Annotated in this window: 11 protein-coding genes; 7 read left to right on the top strand and 4 right to left on the bottom strand. The window is 62.8% G+C overall.

Features of this window, described 5'->3' with window-relative positions:
- Window positions 1-11 precede the first annotated feature (11 nt).
- Complete coding sequence (locus ACI2KS_RS26385; RefSeq protein WP_404623964.1) at window positions 12-1733, bottom strand: amidase; 1722 nt, start codon at window positions 1731-1733, stop codon at window positions 12-14.
- A gap of 319 nt (window positions 1734-2052) precedes the next feature.
- On the opposite strand from ACI2KS_RS26385, the gene ACI2KS_RS26380 reads away from it, so the two are divergent.
- Both ACI2KS_RS26380 and ACI2KS_RS26375 read left to right on the top strand, forming a co-directional pair.
- Entirely contained in the window at window positions 2053-2532 is a 480-nt protein-coding gene (locus tag ACI2KS_RS26380) for a VOC family protein (protein ID WP_404623963.1), read from the top strand.
- Window positions 2533-2611: 79 nt separating this feature from the next.
- Complete coding sequence (locus ACI2KS_RS26375; RefSeq protein WP_404623962.1) at window positions 2612-3625, top strand: GlxA family transcriptional regulator; 1014 nt, start codon at window positions 2612-2614, stop codon at window positions 3623-3625.
- Between the two features lie 93 nt (window positions 3626-3718).
- On the opposite strand, the gene ACI2KS_RS26370 is transcribed toward ACI2KS_RS26375, so the two are convergent.
- Entirely contained in the window at window positions 3719-4645 is a 927-nt protein-coding gene (locus ACI2KS_RS26370; protein ID WP_404623961.1) for a LysR substrate-binding domain-containing protein, read from the bottom strand.
- A 132-nt stretch (window positions 4646-4777) separates the two neighbouring features.
- Here ACI2KS_RS26370 and ACI2KS_RS26365 point away from each other — a divergent pair, with 132 nt between their 5' ends.
- The 4 genes from ACI2KS_RS26365 (at window position 4778) to ACI2KS_RS26350 (ending at window position 8944) form a co-directional block, all read left to right on the top strand.
- The gene (locus ACI2KS_RS26365) at window positions 4778-5662 is read left to right on the top strand and encodes a transketolase (protein WP_404623960.1); all 885 of its coding nucleotides are present in this window, start codon (window positions 4778-4780) and stop codon (window positions 5660-5662) included.
- A gap of 1 nt (window position 5663) precedes the next feature.
- Window positions 5664-6665 carry a transketolase family protein gene (locus ACI2KS_RS26360; RefSeq protein WP_404623959.1) on the top strand — a complete coding sequence of 334 codons (1002 nt, stop codon included), beginning with the start codon at window positions 5664-5666 and terminating at the stop codon, window positions 6663-6665.
- A gap of 11 nt (window positions 6666-6676) precedes the next feature.
- Entirely contained in the window at window positions 6677-7522 is an 846-nt protein-coding gene (locus ACI2KS_RS26355) for an NAD(P)-dependent oxidoreductase (protein WP_404623958.1), read from the top strand.
- 90 nt (window positions 7523-7612) lie between these two features.
- Window positions 7613-8944 (top strand): MFS transporter, encoded by a 1332-nt coding sequence (locus ACI2KS_RS26350; protein ID WP_404623957.1) that lies wholly within the window; start codon window positions 7613-7615, stop codon window positions 8942-8944.
- 126 nt (window positions 8945-9070) lie between these two features.
- Here ACI2KS_RS26350 and proP read toward each other — a convergent pair whose 3' ends face one another.
- Both proP and ACI2KS_RS26340 read right to left on the bottom strand, forming a co-directional pair.
- Entirely contained in the window at window positions 9071-10573 is a 1503-nt protein-coding gene (gene proP, locus ACI2KS_RS26345) for a glycine betaine/L-proline transporter ProP (RefSeq protein ID WP_404623956.1), read from the bottom strand.
- 321 nt (window positions 10574-10894) lie between these two features.
- Window positions 10895-12997, bottom strand: a complete 2103-nt coding sequence (locus tag ACI2KS_RS26340; protein ID WP_404623955.1) for a TonB-dependent siderophore receptor — start codon at window positions 12995-12997, stop codon at window positions 10895-10897.
- A 286-nt stretch (window positions 12998-13283) separates the two neighbouring features.
- Here ACI2KS_RS26340 and ACI2KS_RS26335 point away from each other — a divergent pair, with 286 nt between their 5' ends.
- A complete protein-coding gene (locus ACI2KS_RS26335) occupies window positions 13284-15494 on the top strand; it encodes an OsmC domain/YcaO domain-containing protein (protein WP_404623954.1) in 2211 nt (736 codons plus the stop codon).
- The last annotated feature ends 149 nt before the right edge of the window (window positions 15495-15643 follow it).

Below are 15643 nucleotides of genomic sequence, written 5' to 3'. Positions count from 1 at the left end.
CGTTTCCTCTCTCAGGCTGGGTCGCTTCGGGTAGACAAAGGCGGCGTGCGCGGTGGAATGATACGCTTGGCGCCGGTGGATTCGAACGCCGAGGCCAGTCGCAGCAGGGTCGAGTCGTCATAGGCACGGCCGGCGAAAGTCAGCCCGACCGGCATGCCGATGTCCGGCATGATGCCCATGGGCACGGTGACGGTCGGGACCCCCAGGTGGCGGATCGCGAGGTTGCCGTTGGCCACCCAGACGCCGTTGCTCCAGGCAAGGTCCGCCGACTCGGGATTGACGTCGGCGTCCGCTGGCCCGACATCGGCCACGGTGGGGAACAACACGGCGTCGAGCCCCAGGTGGTCCATCCAGTCTTCCAGGTCCATCTTGCGGGTTTGTTCCAGGCCGCGCAGACCGTCCTCCAGTGTTTCGATTTTGTCCCACGGCGTGATGCCGCGCTCGGCCATGCGCACGTACTCGTCCATGCCGGCGGCCAGATCACCTTCACGGTTGGGCAGGGTTCCGGGGTCATGGGGGAAAATCTTCGGGCCGTCGACATCCACCAGACGATTGAGCTTCGGATCGCCGTTGGCCTGCAGGAAATCGTCGAACGCCCAGGCCGACAAGTCCCACAGCTCGTGGTGCAAAAACTCCTTGGAAACGATGCCGCGATTGAACACCGTCGGTGCGCCGGGGCGGTCGCCTTCGCAATGGGAGACCAGCGGGAAGTCGACCTCGATCACTTCGGCGCCAGCGTCCTGGAGCGCTCTGCGCGCGTCCTCCCACAGCCCGATCACCGAGGGGCGGGTGTTGATCCGTTGCCCGGTAGGCCCGCCAATGCCCGGTGCCGCGCTGGTGCCGGCTTCAGGGTCGGCATTGATGTACATGCGCGGGATGCCCAGGCGTTTGCCGGCCAGCGCACCGGCACTCACTGCCAGTTCTGCGTACGAGGCGGGGCGCACCGAGGCCACGCTCGGTATCGGCACCCAGGGTTGCAGGCGCCACAGGTCGCCACGTTTATCAGGATCTTGCGCGACGATTACATCCAGCACTTCGAGCAGGTCGGCCATGGTCCGGGCGAAGGGCACCACCACGTCCATGGTCGGCGTCAGCGGCCAGTTGCCGCGCACCGAGATCACGCCGCGGGACGGGGTGTAGGCGCACAGACCGTTGTTGGAGGCAGGCCCGCGACCGCTGGACCAGGTTTCTTCAGCCAGCCCGAACGCGGCGAAACTGGCGGCGGTCGCGGTGCCGGCGCCATTCGATGAGCCGGAGGCGAAGGGTGCAGTGAGCCAGGCGGCGTTGTACGGGCTCTCTGCCCGGCCGTACACCCCTCGCTGCATGCCGCCGTTGGCCATGGGCGGCATATTGGTCTTGCCCAGGCAGATCGCCCCGGCCGCGCGCAGGCGTTCAATGGTGAACGCGTCGCGATGGGCCACCAGCTCGGCAAAGGCCGGGCTTCCCGATGCTGCGGTGAGGCCCTTGACCAGATAGCTGTCCTTGGCGGTGTAAGGAATGCCGTCCAGAGGACTCAGCGTGCGGCCATGACGCCGGCGCTCATCGGCCGCCTCGGCCTCGCTCAGTGCATCAGGGTTGCGCACCACCACGGCATTGAGTGCGGTGTCGGTGTCCGGGCCGTCGTAGGCGTCGATCCTGGCCAGGTAGGCACGCACCAGTTCGACCGCCGTGGTCGCGCCGGACTCCAGCGCGGCGCGCAGCTGGGCGATGGAAACCTCGGTGACCTCGATCATGCTGCTACCGCCCAGCGACCGGAGTGAAGGGCATCAGGTGTCTCAAAATGGTTTTTCATATCGATTTCCAATTCGCTGCGCTGCGCGCCGGGGGTGAACGTCCAACCCAAAGGCGGTATTTAACACCAAGTGCAGCGTCCATCCCATGGGTCAGATGCGACAAGCCGGGATGAAATCGGGCGTATGGGTCGGCAAGCCGCCTGTCCAGAGCACCTTGGCTGACATTCGGACTCTGGCCCCACGCCCTGGGTCCCGAAACCCACGGCCAACACTGCGCTGACTAGACTCAAGGCTTCACTCCCATCGCTGGAGAACTCACATGGCCAACAAAAACACGATTTGTCTCTGGTACGACGGCGCGGCGCTGGAGGCTGCGACGTTCTACGCCGCGACCTTTCCGGACAGCGCGGTGACGGCGGTTCACCACGCGCCCGGCGATTACCCCTCGGGCAAACAGGGGGACATTCTGACGGTTGAATTCACGGTGTTGGGCATTCCCTGTCTCGGGCTCAATGGCGGGCCAATGTTCAGCCACAGCGAAGCGTTCTCGTTTCAAGTGGCGACGGACAATCAGGCCGAAACCGACCGCCTGTGGCACACCATCATCGATAACGGCGGGCAAGCCAGCGCCTGCGGCTGGTGCAAGGACAAATGGGGGCTGTCATGGCAGATCACGCCGCGTGCCCTGACGGCGGCGATCACCCATCCCGACAAGGCAGCCGCCCGGCGCGCCTTCGACGCCATGATGACCATGACCCGAATCGACATCGCGCTGATCGAGGCCGCGCTCAAGGGCTGAGCCGGGCTTTGTGTCAGTGGCTCGCGGTTTCGGATAGTCTGCGGCCTGCACTTTCAACACATTCCAGGCGAGGCGAACGTTGAGCGAAAGACGGGAATTCAGTGGCGGCATGAAGGGCAAGAACCTTCGCTACCTCGACCAGAGCACAAAGCAGCCGTGCGCGCACACGCGCACCGGCTTTGTGCTGCTGGAACATTTTTCCCTGCCAGCCTTCACCCAGGCGCTGGACACCATCGTCACCGCCAATCTGCTGCGCCCCAAGCTGTTCACCTCACGCACTTTCGGCCTGCAGGAGGGTGAAGTGGTGAGCGACCTGGGCCTGGTCATTCGCCCCGACGCGCGGCTGGAAATACCGGCGCTCAAGGAACTCGATCTGCTGGTGATCTGTGGCGGCTATCGCACCGAACTGAAGGCCAGCGATGAGCTGATCAACCTGCTGGTAACGGCCTCCGGACTGGGGATCACCCTGGCCGGGCTATGGAACGGTGCCTGGTTTCTGGGCATGGCGGGGCTGCTCGAAGGCTACCGTTGTGCGATTCACCCCGAACACCGCCCGGCGCTGGCCGAAATCGCCAGGGTCAGTCACGTGACCAGCGAGGCTTTCGTGGTGGACCGCGACCGGCTGACCGCGTCGAGCCCGGCAGGTGCTTTCCACATGGCGCTGGAGTGGATCAAGGGACTGCACGACAAGGCGCTGGTCGAGGGCATCGAGGACATCCTGTCGTTCGAGGAATCGCGCTACCGGCGCATCAAACCCAGCCGCAATCTCTCTGTCAGTGCGCCACTGCGCGAAGTGGTCAACCTGATGGACGCCAACCTCGAAGAGCCGCTGGAGATGGACCAGCTGGCGGTGTACGCCGGCCGTTCGCGGCGGCAGATCGAGCGCCTGTTCAAGGAGCAACTGGGCACCACCCCGCAGCGTTACTACCTCGAACTGCGCATCACTGAAGCGCGGCGGCTGTTGCAACACACCGAGCTGTCTCAGGTGGAGGTGCTGGTCGCTTGCGGGTTCGTATCGCCCAGCCATTTCAGTAAGTGCTACAGCGCCTATTTCGGGTATCGGCCGTCCAGGGAAACCCGTCTGGTGAAATAGGGCCTGCGTCAGCCAGCGGCTTTGCGCCAGAGCTGACCGCTCACTGACAGGCTTTGCCCTCTCGCTGCATCAAGCCAAACAGCGCCGCCGTCTTCACTCCTGCGACGACACCGCCGGCCCGACCCCCAACTCATCGAGCATCCACTTGATGAACACCTCGGCAGCCTCATGCCGGGTCCGTCGCTTTGGATAGACCAGGTAATGACCGATGTACTGGATATCGTGGGTCACGCTGCGCAACGGCGCAACCAGGGTGCCGGTTTCCAGCTCGCGCTGCGCCAGCAGGGTCGACTCCAGGACCACGCCCATGCCGTTCACCGCTGCGGCGATGGCCATGTTGCTACGGTCGAAGCGCAGGGCGTAGTGGTGGGGTGGCATCAGGTGGTTGGCTTCGAACCAGCCTTTCCATTGCAGCATCTGCACATCGCATTGGATCAGCCGGTGCTCGTACAGATCCTGCGGGCTGTGAATGCTGCGAGCCAGTTGCGGGCTGCACAGCGGGGTGAGGTGCTCGACCGCCAGCGGCACCTTTTCGTTGAGGCTTGAGCGGGGCTCGCCGTAGACCACGTCCAGGTCGAAGTCGTCATTCTCGAACTGCGCGTAGTCGGTGCTGGCGGAGAAGCGCAGGTCGATGGCCGGGTACGCCTGGACGAAGCGCGACAACCTGGGCATCAGCCATTGCATGCCGAAGCTGGGCGCGGTGTGCAGGCGCAGCGGCGGTGGCTCATCAGTCCTGGCCAGGGCAAAGCCGCGCTGCATTTCATCCAGTCCGCGTTGCACATGTTCCATCAACAAGCGGCCCTTGGGCGTCAGGTTGACCTCCCGCGTGGTGCGCTCGAACAGCTGGATTTCGATCGCCTCTTCGAGTTTGCGGATCGAATGGCTGACCGCGCTCGAGGAAATCCCCAGCTCTTGCGCCGCCTGGATGAACGAGCCGCTGCGGCCCGCTGCCTCGAAAACCCGCAAGGATGAAAGCGGCACCCGACGCAGTCTCTGGATTGCTGAATTCTGTTCACTCATTGCTGTGAAAATGTCTTTTGTAAGGGGTTATTTGCTGATGTTAGCTTGGGTTCAGGTTGTATGCAGGTGGTTTGATGAATTAAGCACATCAGTCGCCTGCCTGCGCACTCACTGAAAGAGCAGGAACCCATAATGACAATAATTTCCCAAAGTGCCGATGTGGCGCTGGAGCCACTTGCACGTCTGGCCCATCACGCCTGGCGCATCCGCCGTTTTGCCTTGCGCATGGGCGAAGTCCAGGGCCAGGGCTATGTCGGGCAGGCGCTCGGCTGGGCCGATGTGCTGGCCACCGCCTACTGCCACGCCATGAAAGTTCGTCCCCACGACCCGCTGTGGGACGGCCGCGACCGCTTCCTGTTGTCGCACGGTCACTACGCCATCGCGCTGTACGCCGCCTTGATCGAAGCCCGAATCATTCCCGAAAGCGAGCTGCAGACCTACGGTTCCGACGACAGCCGTCTGCCGATGTCGGGCATGGCCAGCTACACGCCCGGCATGGAAATGTCCGGCGGCTCGCTGGGTCAGGGATTGCCGATCGGGGTCGGCATGGCCTTGGCGTTGCGCATGAAAAACAATCCGGCGTGGGTGTTCAACTCCATGTCCGACGGCGAGCTGGATGAGGGCTCGACCTGGGAAGCGGCGATGTCCGCCGCGCACCACAAGCTGGGCAATCTGATCGCGCTGGTCGACCTGAACAAACAACAGGCCGATGGCAACTCCCACGAGATTCTCGACTTCGAACCCCTGGTCGACAAATGGCAGGCCTTCGGCTGGTACGTGCAGCGGGTCGACGGCAACGATTTGGCCGCAGTGCTGGCGGCGTTTGATCAGGCCATGGCCCTGACCGACGCCAAGCCTCGGGTGATCCTGTTCGACACCTTGATGGGCAAGGGCGTCGACTTCCTTGAAACCCGTGAAAAAAACCATTTCATTCGCGTCGAGCCTGACGAGTGGCAAGCAGCGATCAACGTGCTGGATGCCAACTACCACGCCAATTGCGAAAAGGGGACACACTGAAATGGGCACGCCAACCCTACCAAAGCCACGCCTGACCACCTCCGCGATGATCGCCTCCATCGCCAGCGAAGGGCAGCGCACCGAAACCGCACCGTTCGGCCACGCGCTGGTTGCTGCGGCGCAGCGTGACCCGCGCATCGTCGGGATGACCGCCGACCTGTCCAAATACACCGATCTGCACATTTTCGGCCGCGAGTTTCCAGAGCGTCATCTGCAGATGGGCATGGCCGAACAATTGCTCATGGCCGCGGCCGGGGGCATGGCCAAGGAAGGCATGATCCCGTTCGCCACCACCTATGCGGTGTTTGCCACCCGGCGTGCCTACGACTTCATCCATCAGGTGATTGCCGAGGAGAACCTCAACGTCAAGATCTGTGCCGCGCTTCCCGGACTCACCACCGGCTATGGTCCCAGCCACCAGGCCACCGATGATCTGGCGCTGATGCGTGCGGTGCCGGGGCTTACGGTAATCGACCCGTGCGATGCCCTGGATACCGCACAAGCGGTCGCCGCCATGGCCGAGCACAACGGCCCGGTGTACATGCGCCTGTTGCGCGGCAAAGTGCCGATGGTCCTGGACCAGTACGATTACACCTTCGAGCTGGGCAAGGCCAAGCTGCTGCGTGACGGCAAGGATGTGCTGATCATTTCCAGCGGCATCATGACCATGCGCGCGCTGGAAGTGGCCGAGCTGCTGGGCGATGGCAGTGCCGATGTCGCCGTGCTGCATGTGCCGACCATCAAGCCGCTGGACGAGGCCACCATCATCGAGCAATGCCGGCGCAGTGGGCGTCTGGTGGTGGTCGCGGAAAACCACAGCACCGTTGGCGGGCTGGGTGAGGCCGTGGCGCTGACGCTGATGAAAGCGCGGGTCAATCCCGTCTTCCGGCAGATCGCCTTGCCGGACGCGTTTCTCGATGCCGGTGCGCTGCCAACCCTGCACGATCGCTATGGCATTTCCACCGAAACCATGGCGGCCAACATCCGCCTGTGGCTGGCATGAGGACTTCGAACATGAACGTTGCATTCATCGGTCTGGGCGCCATCGGCCTGCCCATGGCACGACAGATCCAACAGGCCGGCCACAGCGTGGTCGGGATTGAGTTGAGCGAGGCGGGGCGTGCCGCAGCCCAGGCACAAGGCATTGAAGCCAGTGCCGACTGGCGCACGGCCATCGACGCCGACGTGGTGGTGGTGATGGTCGCCACCCCTGCGCAGCTGGAGTCGCTGGTGAACCAATGCGACGCGCTCAAACCGGGCCAGCATTGGGTGATCATGAGCACCGTCGGACCGGCTTCGGTGCGCGAACAAGCCCTGCGCCTGCAGGGCAAAGGCGTGCACGTGGTGGACGCGCCGGTAACCGGTGGCGTTGCCCGCGCGCAGACCGGCAGCCTGTTGATTTTCGCCTCCGGCGCGCCATCGGCCATCGACCATGTGCAGCCAGTGTTGGGCAGCATGGGCACCGTCAAAGCCTGCGGCGCCGATGTGGGCGACGGTCAGGCGATCAAGGTGGTCAACCAGCATCTGTGCTCCGTGCATTTGGTTGCCGCAGCCGAAGCATTGAACCTGGCCCGTGCGCTGGGGCTCGATCCTGCGCAGGTCCTGGATCTGGTTCAGCACGGCGCGGGCGGCTCATGGATGCTCTCCGATCGTGGCCCGCGCATGCTGGAAGGCACCGACACGCGCGTCACCAGCATGGTGGATATCTTCGTCAAGGACAGCGGTCTGGTGGCCGCCGCTGCGCAGGATTGCGCTGCTGCCGTGCCATTGCTCGAGGTTGCTCACGCGCGCTTTTGCACGGCGTCCGAGGCCGGGCTTGGTAAACGTGATGACAGCCGCGTCATCGAAACCTGGCAGTAGCGTCCGCGCAGTGGCGCCAGGGTTGCATCGCCTACAAGGCAGGGTTGCGCCTGCCCATTACAACAACAATAAATGAGTCCGGAGTGTGCCATGAGCAGATCCCAAACGGCGTCAAGCCAGCCGCGCGACAAGGCGGCGAAAGTCTCCTTCGCTTCGATGATCGGTTCGGCCGTGGAGAGTTACGACTTCTTCATCTACGGCACGGCCGCCGCTGGCTGGTTCGGCCAGGTTTTCTTTCACACCACAGAGCCGATCATCGGCATTCTCGCGGCATTCGCGACCATGGCCGTGGGTTTTTTCATGCGCCCGCTGGGCGGCTATCTGGCAGGTCACTTCGGTGATCGCCTGGGCCGCAAGACCGTGCTGTTGTGGTCGCTGCTGGCCATGGGCGGTGCCACGGTGCTGATCGGCGCATTGCCCACCTATGAACAGGCAGGCTTGCTGGCGCCGGTGTTGCTGATCCTGCTGCGCATGATCCAGGGTATCGGCTTCGGTGCCGAATGGGGCGGGGCGGTGCTGATGGCCTGCGAACACGCACCGGCGCATCGTCGCGGTTTCTTCGGCGCGGTGCCGCAGATCGGCATCCCGCTGGGCCTGTTGATGGCCAACGGTGCCTTCCTGCTGTCCGGTGCTCTGCTGCAAGGCGAATGGGTGTGGCGCGCGCCGTTTCTGGCCTCGGTACTGATGGTCGCGGTGGGCATGTACATCCGCCTGGGCGTCAGCGAGTCACCGGAGTTCGAGAAGGCCAAGGCCGACAACACCCTGGTCAAGCAGCCGGCGTTGCAAGTGATCCGCAGTGACTGGCGCAAGATCCTGCAGATTGCCGGCTTGCGCCTGGCCGAAACCGGCGGCTACTACATCGCCACCAGCTTCATGCTGTCGTATGTGCTGCTCGCCGGTGTGGCGGCCAAGGAGAACGTGCTGTGGGGCACGATGATCGGTTCGGCGCTGGGGCTGGGCAGCCACCTGATGTACGGCGCGCTGAGTGACCGGATCGGGCGCAAACCGGTGTTTCTGCTCGGATCGCTGTTCACCATCGTGTTCGGCATCCCGATGTTCATGATGATCAACAGCGGTGTGGTGGTGCTGATCGTCGTGGCCGTGGCGATGGCCCTGCTGCTCAGCCACGACCCGATCTTCGCCGTCGAGGCCAGCTGGTTCACCGAGCAATTCCCGGCCAACGTACGTTCTTCGGGGATTTCCCTGGGCTACAACTGCGCCTCGCTGGTGGCCGGCGCCTTGCCGTTCATTGCCACCGCGCTGTTCGCCAAGGTCGGCTGGATGGGGCCGGCGGTGCTGTTCAGTCTGCTGGGTGTGGTGTCGACACTGTGCGCCCTGAAAATGCGCGAGACCGCCCCGGCCGTGGCCAAGCAGCCGACAGCCATCGAGCGCACTGCCGTGGTGGCCAGTCAGGCGCTGTGAACTGCCGCTAGCCGGGCGCCAGCCGTTGCTGCGTTTACATGGCGTCGGCGGTGCATCGAGGCCGGTGGCAGGCGCGATGAAGTTCGGGCAAGGCTGCAAGCGCCTTGCCCGATGCGCGAGGTCTGATCAATTGATGCGCGGGTGCTGCTGCACCAGGTTTTTGCGCTTGGCCTGGAGCTCGGCGATCTCGGCGTCGATGTCTTCGATTTTCTGCTCGATATTGTCGTGGTGCTCCTGCAGCAGTTCCCGCGCTTCCTCGATGTCGGAAGCCGCCGGGGCTGCTCCACGCAGAGGCTGGTTGGCGGTTTCCTTCATGGTGATGCCGGTGATCAGGCCGATCACCGCAATCACCATCAGGTAGTAGGCGGGCATGTACAGGTTGTTGGTGCTCTCTACCAGCCAGGCGAGCAGGGTGGGCGTCAGGCCTGCGATCAGCACCGAGACGTTGAAGGCGCTGGCCAGCGCGCTGTAGCGGATGTGGGTGGGGAACATCGCCGGCAGGGTCGATGCCATCACCCCGATAAAGAAGTTGAGGATCACCGCCAGCAACAGCAAGCCTGCGAAAATCAGCGCGATCTTGCCGCTGTTGATCAGCATGAAGGCCGGGATGGCCAGCAACAGCAGGCCGATGCTGCCGCAGATGATAAACGGCCGGCGGCCGATCTTGTCGCTGATGAAACCGATCAGCGGCTGCACGAACAGCATGCCAACCATGATCGCGATGATGATCAACACCCCGCGATTTTCGCTGTAGTGCAGGTTGTGCGACAGGTAGCTGGGCATGTAGGTGAGCAGCGTGTAATAAGTGACGTTGGTCGCCACCACGATGCCGATGCAGGTGATCAGGCTACGCCAGTGCTTGGTGGCGACTTCCTTGAACGATACTTTCGGGCCGGCCGCCAGGCCTTCGCGATCACCTTGTTCGAGTTTTTCCACGTGCTGCTGGAAGGCCGGCGTCTCTTCGAGTGCGTTACGCAGGTAGAGGCCGAGCATGCCCAGCGGCAGGGCGAGAAAGAACGGCAGGCGCCAGCCCCAGGCCTGGAATTGCTCCTCGCCGATGACCGCAGTGAGCAGCACCACCACCCCTGCGCCCAGTACGAAACCTGCGATCGAGCCGAAATCCAGCCAGCTGCCAAGGAAACCGCGCTTGCGGTCCGGGGCGTATTCGGCGACGAAGATCGAGGCGCCGGTGTACTCGCCGCCCACCGAAAAACCCTGGGCCATCTTGGCCAGCAGCAGCAGGATCGGCGCCCAGATGCCGATCGACGCATAGGAAGGGATCAGGCCGATGGCGGTGGTGCTCAACGACATGATGACGATGGTGGCCGCCAGGACTTTCTGCCTGCCGTACTTGTCGCCCAACGCGCCGAAGAACAGCCCGCCCAGAGGACGAATCAGAAACGGAACCGAGAAGGTGGCCAGCGCTGCGATCATTTGTAGGCTGGGATCGGCACCGGGGAAGAAGACCTTGCCCAGCACATAGGCAACGAAGCCGTATACGCCAAAGTCGAACCATTCCATGGCGTTGCCCAAGGCAGCGGCGGTGATCGCCTTGCGCATTTTCGCGTCGTCAACGATGGTGATGTCTTTCAATCCGATGGGGCTGACGCTCTGCTTACGTGATTTCATTTACCAAATACTCTGTCGCTGATCGGTGTTGCCGCAAGCCGCTGGCTCGGCCGTTGAGAGAGGCCGCGACGGCTACTGGGTCAGGTCGATGCCATTGTTTTAATGGCACCGGCTATGTCGGATCAGATACGAGGAGGGCGCAAATAATTCACCGCGCCTGGCGATTTTTCGTGACTTGACGGCGCAAGCGGCACATGCCGGTGCAGGACCCGGGCGGGTTTATCGCTCATCGTTGAGCAACCCGTCGGGCGCTGCCGCCGTTGCTGCCTGGCCACAGGCGTGCAGCGGGCTCGGTGAGGCTGAGCCCGCGGAAGCGATCGATCAGTAGGTCCAGGTCAGCGAGGCGGTCACATTGCGTGGCGCGCCATAGTTGGCGCTGGTGGCGCTTTCATACAGCGACAACAGGTATTTGCGATCGGTGACGTTGTTCAGGTTCAGCGAAGTGCTCCAGTGCTGGTCGATGTCGTAGCTGGTCATCAGGTCCACCAGCGCATAGGCGTTCTGGCGCACCGCACTGTTGCTGTCGCTCTCGACCGGCCCCTGCCAGCTCAGGCGAGTGCCCACCTTGGCCTGTGGCATGCCCGGCAGGCGGTAGGTGGCAAGGCCGCGAAAGCTGTGGGTCGGCACGTACTTGCGGGCACGGTCGCCGTTGTCGTCGTCGATGCGTACGTAGGTGTAGCCGCCGAGCAGCTCAAGGCCTGACAGCGCTTCACCGGAGGCTTGCAGCTCCACGCCGTGGCTCTTGTAGTCCAGACCGTTGTAGAGGCTCTGGCCACCGTCCAGGCCGACGTACTCGGCAACGTTCTGCTGCTTGGTCTTGAACACTGCGGCGGTCAGGTTCAGGCCGCTGTCCAGGCTGCCCTTGATACCGACTTCGCTGCTGGTGCCTTCTACCGGATCGAGCATCCGGCCGTTGGTACCGACCTTGTATTGCGGGGTGAAGATCTGGGTCCAGCTGCCATAAACGCTCCACTGATCGTTGAGGTCGTAGACCAGGCCGGAGTAAGGGGTGACCTTGCCGTGTTCGCGGGTGTGGTGATCCACGCCGTAGTCTTCGCCCTTGCCATCGGCGCTGAGCATGCGCGCGCCGACCACCCAGTGCAGATCGTCCAGCAGACTGAAACGCGTACCGGCGTAGAGGCTTTTCTGCGTGTCGCTGAAGTTCTGGTTGTTGGTGTCGAAGGTGTAGTCCAGCGGCGGGCGCAGCGTATTGCCGGCCAGGGCGCCGGAGAAGCTGGTGTTGTAGTAGCCGTCGGCGTCGATGTCGTGTTCGTTGGCCTTGTGATGAGCGCGGCCGTAGTTGGCACCCAGGGTCAGCTCGTGGTCGCGGCCGAACAGGCTGAACGGCCCGGAGACTTGCGCCTCACCGATCATCTGGTGGTCGCGACTGGTGATATGGGTCGCATAAGCCGAAGCGTCATCGCCGGAGACGCCGGCGATGTAGAACATGTCCGTGTCCTGGTACTGGGTGATGCCGGTCAGCGACAGCTTGCTGTTCCAGCCGTTGCCGAAGTCGTGCTTGAGCTCGGCGAAGGCACGCTGGGTGTGCATGTTCCAGTAGGTCCACGGCTGGCCGACATTGGAGCTGCGGCTGCTGTAGTGGATCGGGTTGCCGTCGTCGTCCTGCAGCGGCAGGTTGCCCCAGGTACTGCCATTGGAATCGCTGTTGTGCTGGGAGATGCCCACGGTCAGGGTGTCGGCGTCGGTCAGGTCGAAGTCCAACAAGCCGGCGGCCACGTTGACTTCGTGGCTGTAGCGGTCCAGGTAGGAATTGCCCTTGTCGTGGGCATAGATGAAACGCCCGCGCACGTTGCCGCTGTCGGTCAGCGGGCCGGAAACATCGACATCGACCCGACGACTGTCCCAGGAACCGGCACTGATGCCGATCTTTGCCTGTGGGGTGGCGGTGGGGCGCTTGCGCACGAAATTGACCGTCGCCGAGGGGTTGCCGGTGCCGCTCATCAGGCCGTTGGCGCCATGCAGAATGTCGATCTGCTCGTACTCGGCCAGGTCCTGGTCGCCGACCAGCAGGTCGCCGGCGAAGGGCATGCCCATGCCGTCATATTCGAAGGTATTGATGGTGAAGCCGCGCGAGGTGAATTGGGTACGGTCGGTCTCGATCTGCTCCACGGTTACCGAAGGTGCCGCACGCAGGGCCTCCCTGACGCTGTTGAGCTTGAAGTCGTCGATCTGGGCGCGGGTCACGGTGGTGACCGCTTGTGGCGTTTCCTTGTCCGACAGCCCCAGGCGCGTCGTGCTGGTGGCGGTCTTGCCCTGATAGCCCTGGCTCGGCTCATCGGCCTGTGCGGTGCTGCTGCTTTGAATTTGAGTGGAAGGCAAGGTGACTTCGTCAGCTGCGTAGGCGCAAGGCAAAGTGCTGCAAGCGCCGGCAAGCAACAGGCTGGCAGGGAGGCGACGGTTCAAGGGGAGATTTCCTGGGACAGTGAGAGGCCAAAGTTTGAATGCTACTCGTATTGCTAATGAGAAACATACACAGATGGTAACAACTTTTTGACATTTTTTTCACATCCTGAATAAAACGGCTGGTGCGGCGGGCGGCTACGGTAAGGGCTGCTCGATCAGCGCGGCGTGACGCAACACCCACCGAAGGTGGCACCGGTCGGCGGCGGTGGCTGAAAAGCACAAGACTTTTGCCGGGAAAACTTGATAATGGCAGCCAATTTTTTGCTCGTTATTCTGGTGTTCCCGCATGGAAATCAAGGTCAACTTTCTCGACAATCTTCGCCTTGAGGCCAAGTTCGACGACTTCACGGTGGTGGCCGATCAGCCGATCCGCTACAAGGGTGACGGCTCGGCGCCAGGGCCGTTCGATTACTTCCTTGCTTCCTCAGCGTTGTGCGCGGCCTACTTCGTGAAGTTGTACTGCGATACGCGCAGCATCCCCACCGACAACATTCGCCTGTCGCAGAACAACATCGTTGACCCGGAAAACCGCTACAACCAGATCTTCAAGATCCAGGTCGAGTTGCCAGCGGACATCTCTGCCAAGGACCGCCAGGGCATCCTGCGCTCGATCGACCGCTGCACGGTCAAGAAGGTGGTGCAGACCGGGCCTGAGTTCGTCATCGAGGAAGTCGAGAACCTGGATGCCGACGCCCAGGCGTTGTTGATGCCAGCCGCAGGTTCCGGCGCCGGCACCTACATCGCGGGCAAGGACTTGCCGCTGGAGCAGACCATCGCCAACATGTCGGCGATCATGGCCGGCCTGGGCATGAAGATCGAGATCGCCTCGTGGCGCAACATCGTGCCCAATGTCTGGTCGCTGCATATCCGCGACGCTCACTCACCGATGTGCTTCACCAATGGCAAGGGCGCGACCAAGGAAGGTGCACTGGCGTCGGCGCTGGGCGAGTTCATCGAGCGGCTCAACTGCAACTTCTTCTACAACGACCAGTTCTGGGGTCAGGAGATCGCCAACGCCGCCTTTGTCCACTATCCGAACGAGCGCTGGTTCCAGCCCGGCCGCAAGGACGAACTGCCGGCAGAAATCCTCGACGCCTATTGCCTGAAGATCTACAACCGCGATGGCGAACTGCGTGGCTCGCATCTGTATGACACCAACTCCGGCAACATCGAGCGCGGCATCTGCTCGCTGCCCTATGTGCGTCAGTCGGACGGCGAGGTGGTGTACTTCCCCTCCAACCTGATCGAGAACCTGTTTCTGAGCAACGGCATGAGCGCCGGCAACACCCTGGCCGAAGCCCAGGTGCAGTGCCTGTCGGAAATCTTCGAGCGCGCGGTCAAGCGCGAAATCATCGAAGGCGAAATGGCGCTGCCCGATGTGCCGCCGCAGGTGCTGGCAAAATACCCGGCAATCGTGGCGGGCATCCAGGCTCTGGAAGAGCAGGGCTTCCCGGTGCTGGTCAAGGATGCGTCGCTGGGCGGGGAATTCCCGGTCATGTGCGTCACCCTGATGAATCCGCGCACCGGCGGCGTGTTCGCTTCGTTCGGCGCCCACCCCAGCCTGGAAGTGGCGCTGGAGCGCAGCCTGACCGAATTGCTTCAGGGCCGCAGTTTCGAGGGCCTGAACGACCTGCCGCAGCCGACCTTCGAAGGCCACGCGGTGACTGAGCCGAACAACTTCGTCGAACACTTCATCGACTCCAGCGGCGTGGTGTCGTGGCGTTTCTTCAGTGCCAGGTCCGATTACCCGTTCGTCGAGTGGGATTTCTCAGGCCAGGGCGAAGACTCCAATGCCGAGGAAGCCGCAACCCTGTTCGGCATCCTGCAGGACATGGGCAAGCAAGCCTACATGGCCGTGTACGAACACCTGGGCGCACCCGCTTGCCGGATTCTGGTGCCGGACTATTCGGAAATCTATCCGCTGGACGATCTGATCTGGGACAACACCAACAAAGCGCTGTTTTTCCGTGAAGACATCCTCAACCTGCACAGCCTGGACAAGGCCGGCCTCAAAGCCTTGGTCAAGCGTCTGGAAGAAAGCGAGCTTGACGACTACACCGACATCAACACCTTGATCGGCATCGAGTTTGACGACAACACCGCCTGGGGGCAGTTGACCATTCTGGAGTTGAAGCTGCTGATCCATCTGGCGCTGCAGAACTTCGAAGAAGCCAAGGAACTCGTGGAGATGTTCCTGCAGTACAACGACAACACGGTGGAGCGCGGCCTGTTTTACCAGGCGGTGAACGCGGTGCTGGAAATGCAGCTGGATGAAGACCTGGAGCTGGCCGATTACGAAGTCAATTTCCGCCGGATGTTCGGCAATGAGCGGATGGACGCCGCGATTGGCTCGGTGGACGGTAACGTACGCTTCTTCGGCCTGACGCCCACGAGCGTGAACCTCGAAGGCCTCGACCGGCACCTGCGCCTGATCGACAGCTACAAAAAACTGCACACCGCCCGCGCCAGGGTCGCGGGTGTATCCGGCCAGGCGTAGCGTTGTTGCTTGTCGGCAGCGGCGCCTTCGAAATCGCCATTGCCGGCAAGGCCGTGGGTCAGTTGCTTTGCTCGTTCCCACGCTCTGCGTGGGAATGCATCCCTCGACGCTCCGCGTCAGCCGGATGCCCCTGGTGTCAGGATAGCCCC

Origin of the sequence: Pseudomonas sp. NPDC087358 (genome assembly GCF_044900785.1) — a bacterium.
Taxonomy (GTDB): domain Bacteria; phylum Pseudomonadota; class Gammaproteobacteria; order Pseudomonadales; family Pseudomonadaceae; genus Aquipseudomonas.
Note: the sequence above shows the minus strand (reverse complement) of the source record. Positions and strands in the feature narration are given on the sequence as shown.

What these genes read in the sequence shown, in the direction of transcription:
- ACI2KS_RS26385 (WP_404623964.1), bottom strand. Translation starts at nt 1,733, where the DNA reads ATGATCGAGGTCACCGAGGTTTCCATCGCCCAGCTGCGCGCCGCGCTG.
- ACI2KS_RS26380 (WP_404623963.1), top strand. Translation starts at nt 2,053, where the DNA reads ATGGCCAACAAAAACACGATTTGTCTCTGGTACGACGGCGCGGCGCTG.
- ACI2KS_RS26370 (WP_404623961.1), bottom strand. Translation starts at nt 4,645, where the DNA reads ATGAGTGAACAGAATTCAGCAATCCAGAGACTGCGTCGGGTGCCGCTT.
- ACI2KS_RS26365 (WP_404623960.1), top strand. Translation starts at nt 4,778, where the DNA reads ATGACAATAATTTCCCAAAGTGCCGATGTGGCGCTGGAGCCACTTGCA.
- ACI2KS_RS26360 (WP_404623959.1), top strand. Translation starts at nt 5,664, where the DNA reads ATGGGCACGCCAACCCTACCAAAGCCACGCCTGACCACCTCCGCGATG.
- ACI2KS_RS26355 (WP_404623958.1), top strand. Translation starts at nt 6,677, where the DNA reads ATGAACGTTGCATTCATCGGTCTGGGCGCCATCGGCCTGCCCATGGCA.
- ACI2KS_RS26350 (WP_404623957.1), top strand. Translation starts at nt 7,613, where the DNA reads ATGAGCAGATCCCAAACGGCGTCAAGCCAGCCGCGCGACAAGGCGGCG.
- proP (WP_404623956.1), bottom strand. Translation starts at nt 10,573, where the DNA reads ATGAAATCACGTAAGCAGAGCGTCAGCCCCATCGGATTGAAAGACATC.
- ACI2KS_RS26335 (WP_404623954.1), top strand. Translation starts at nt 13,284, where the DNA reads ATGGAAATCAAGGTCAACTTTCTCGACAATCTTCGCCTTGAGGCCAAG.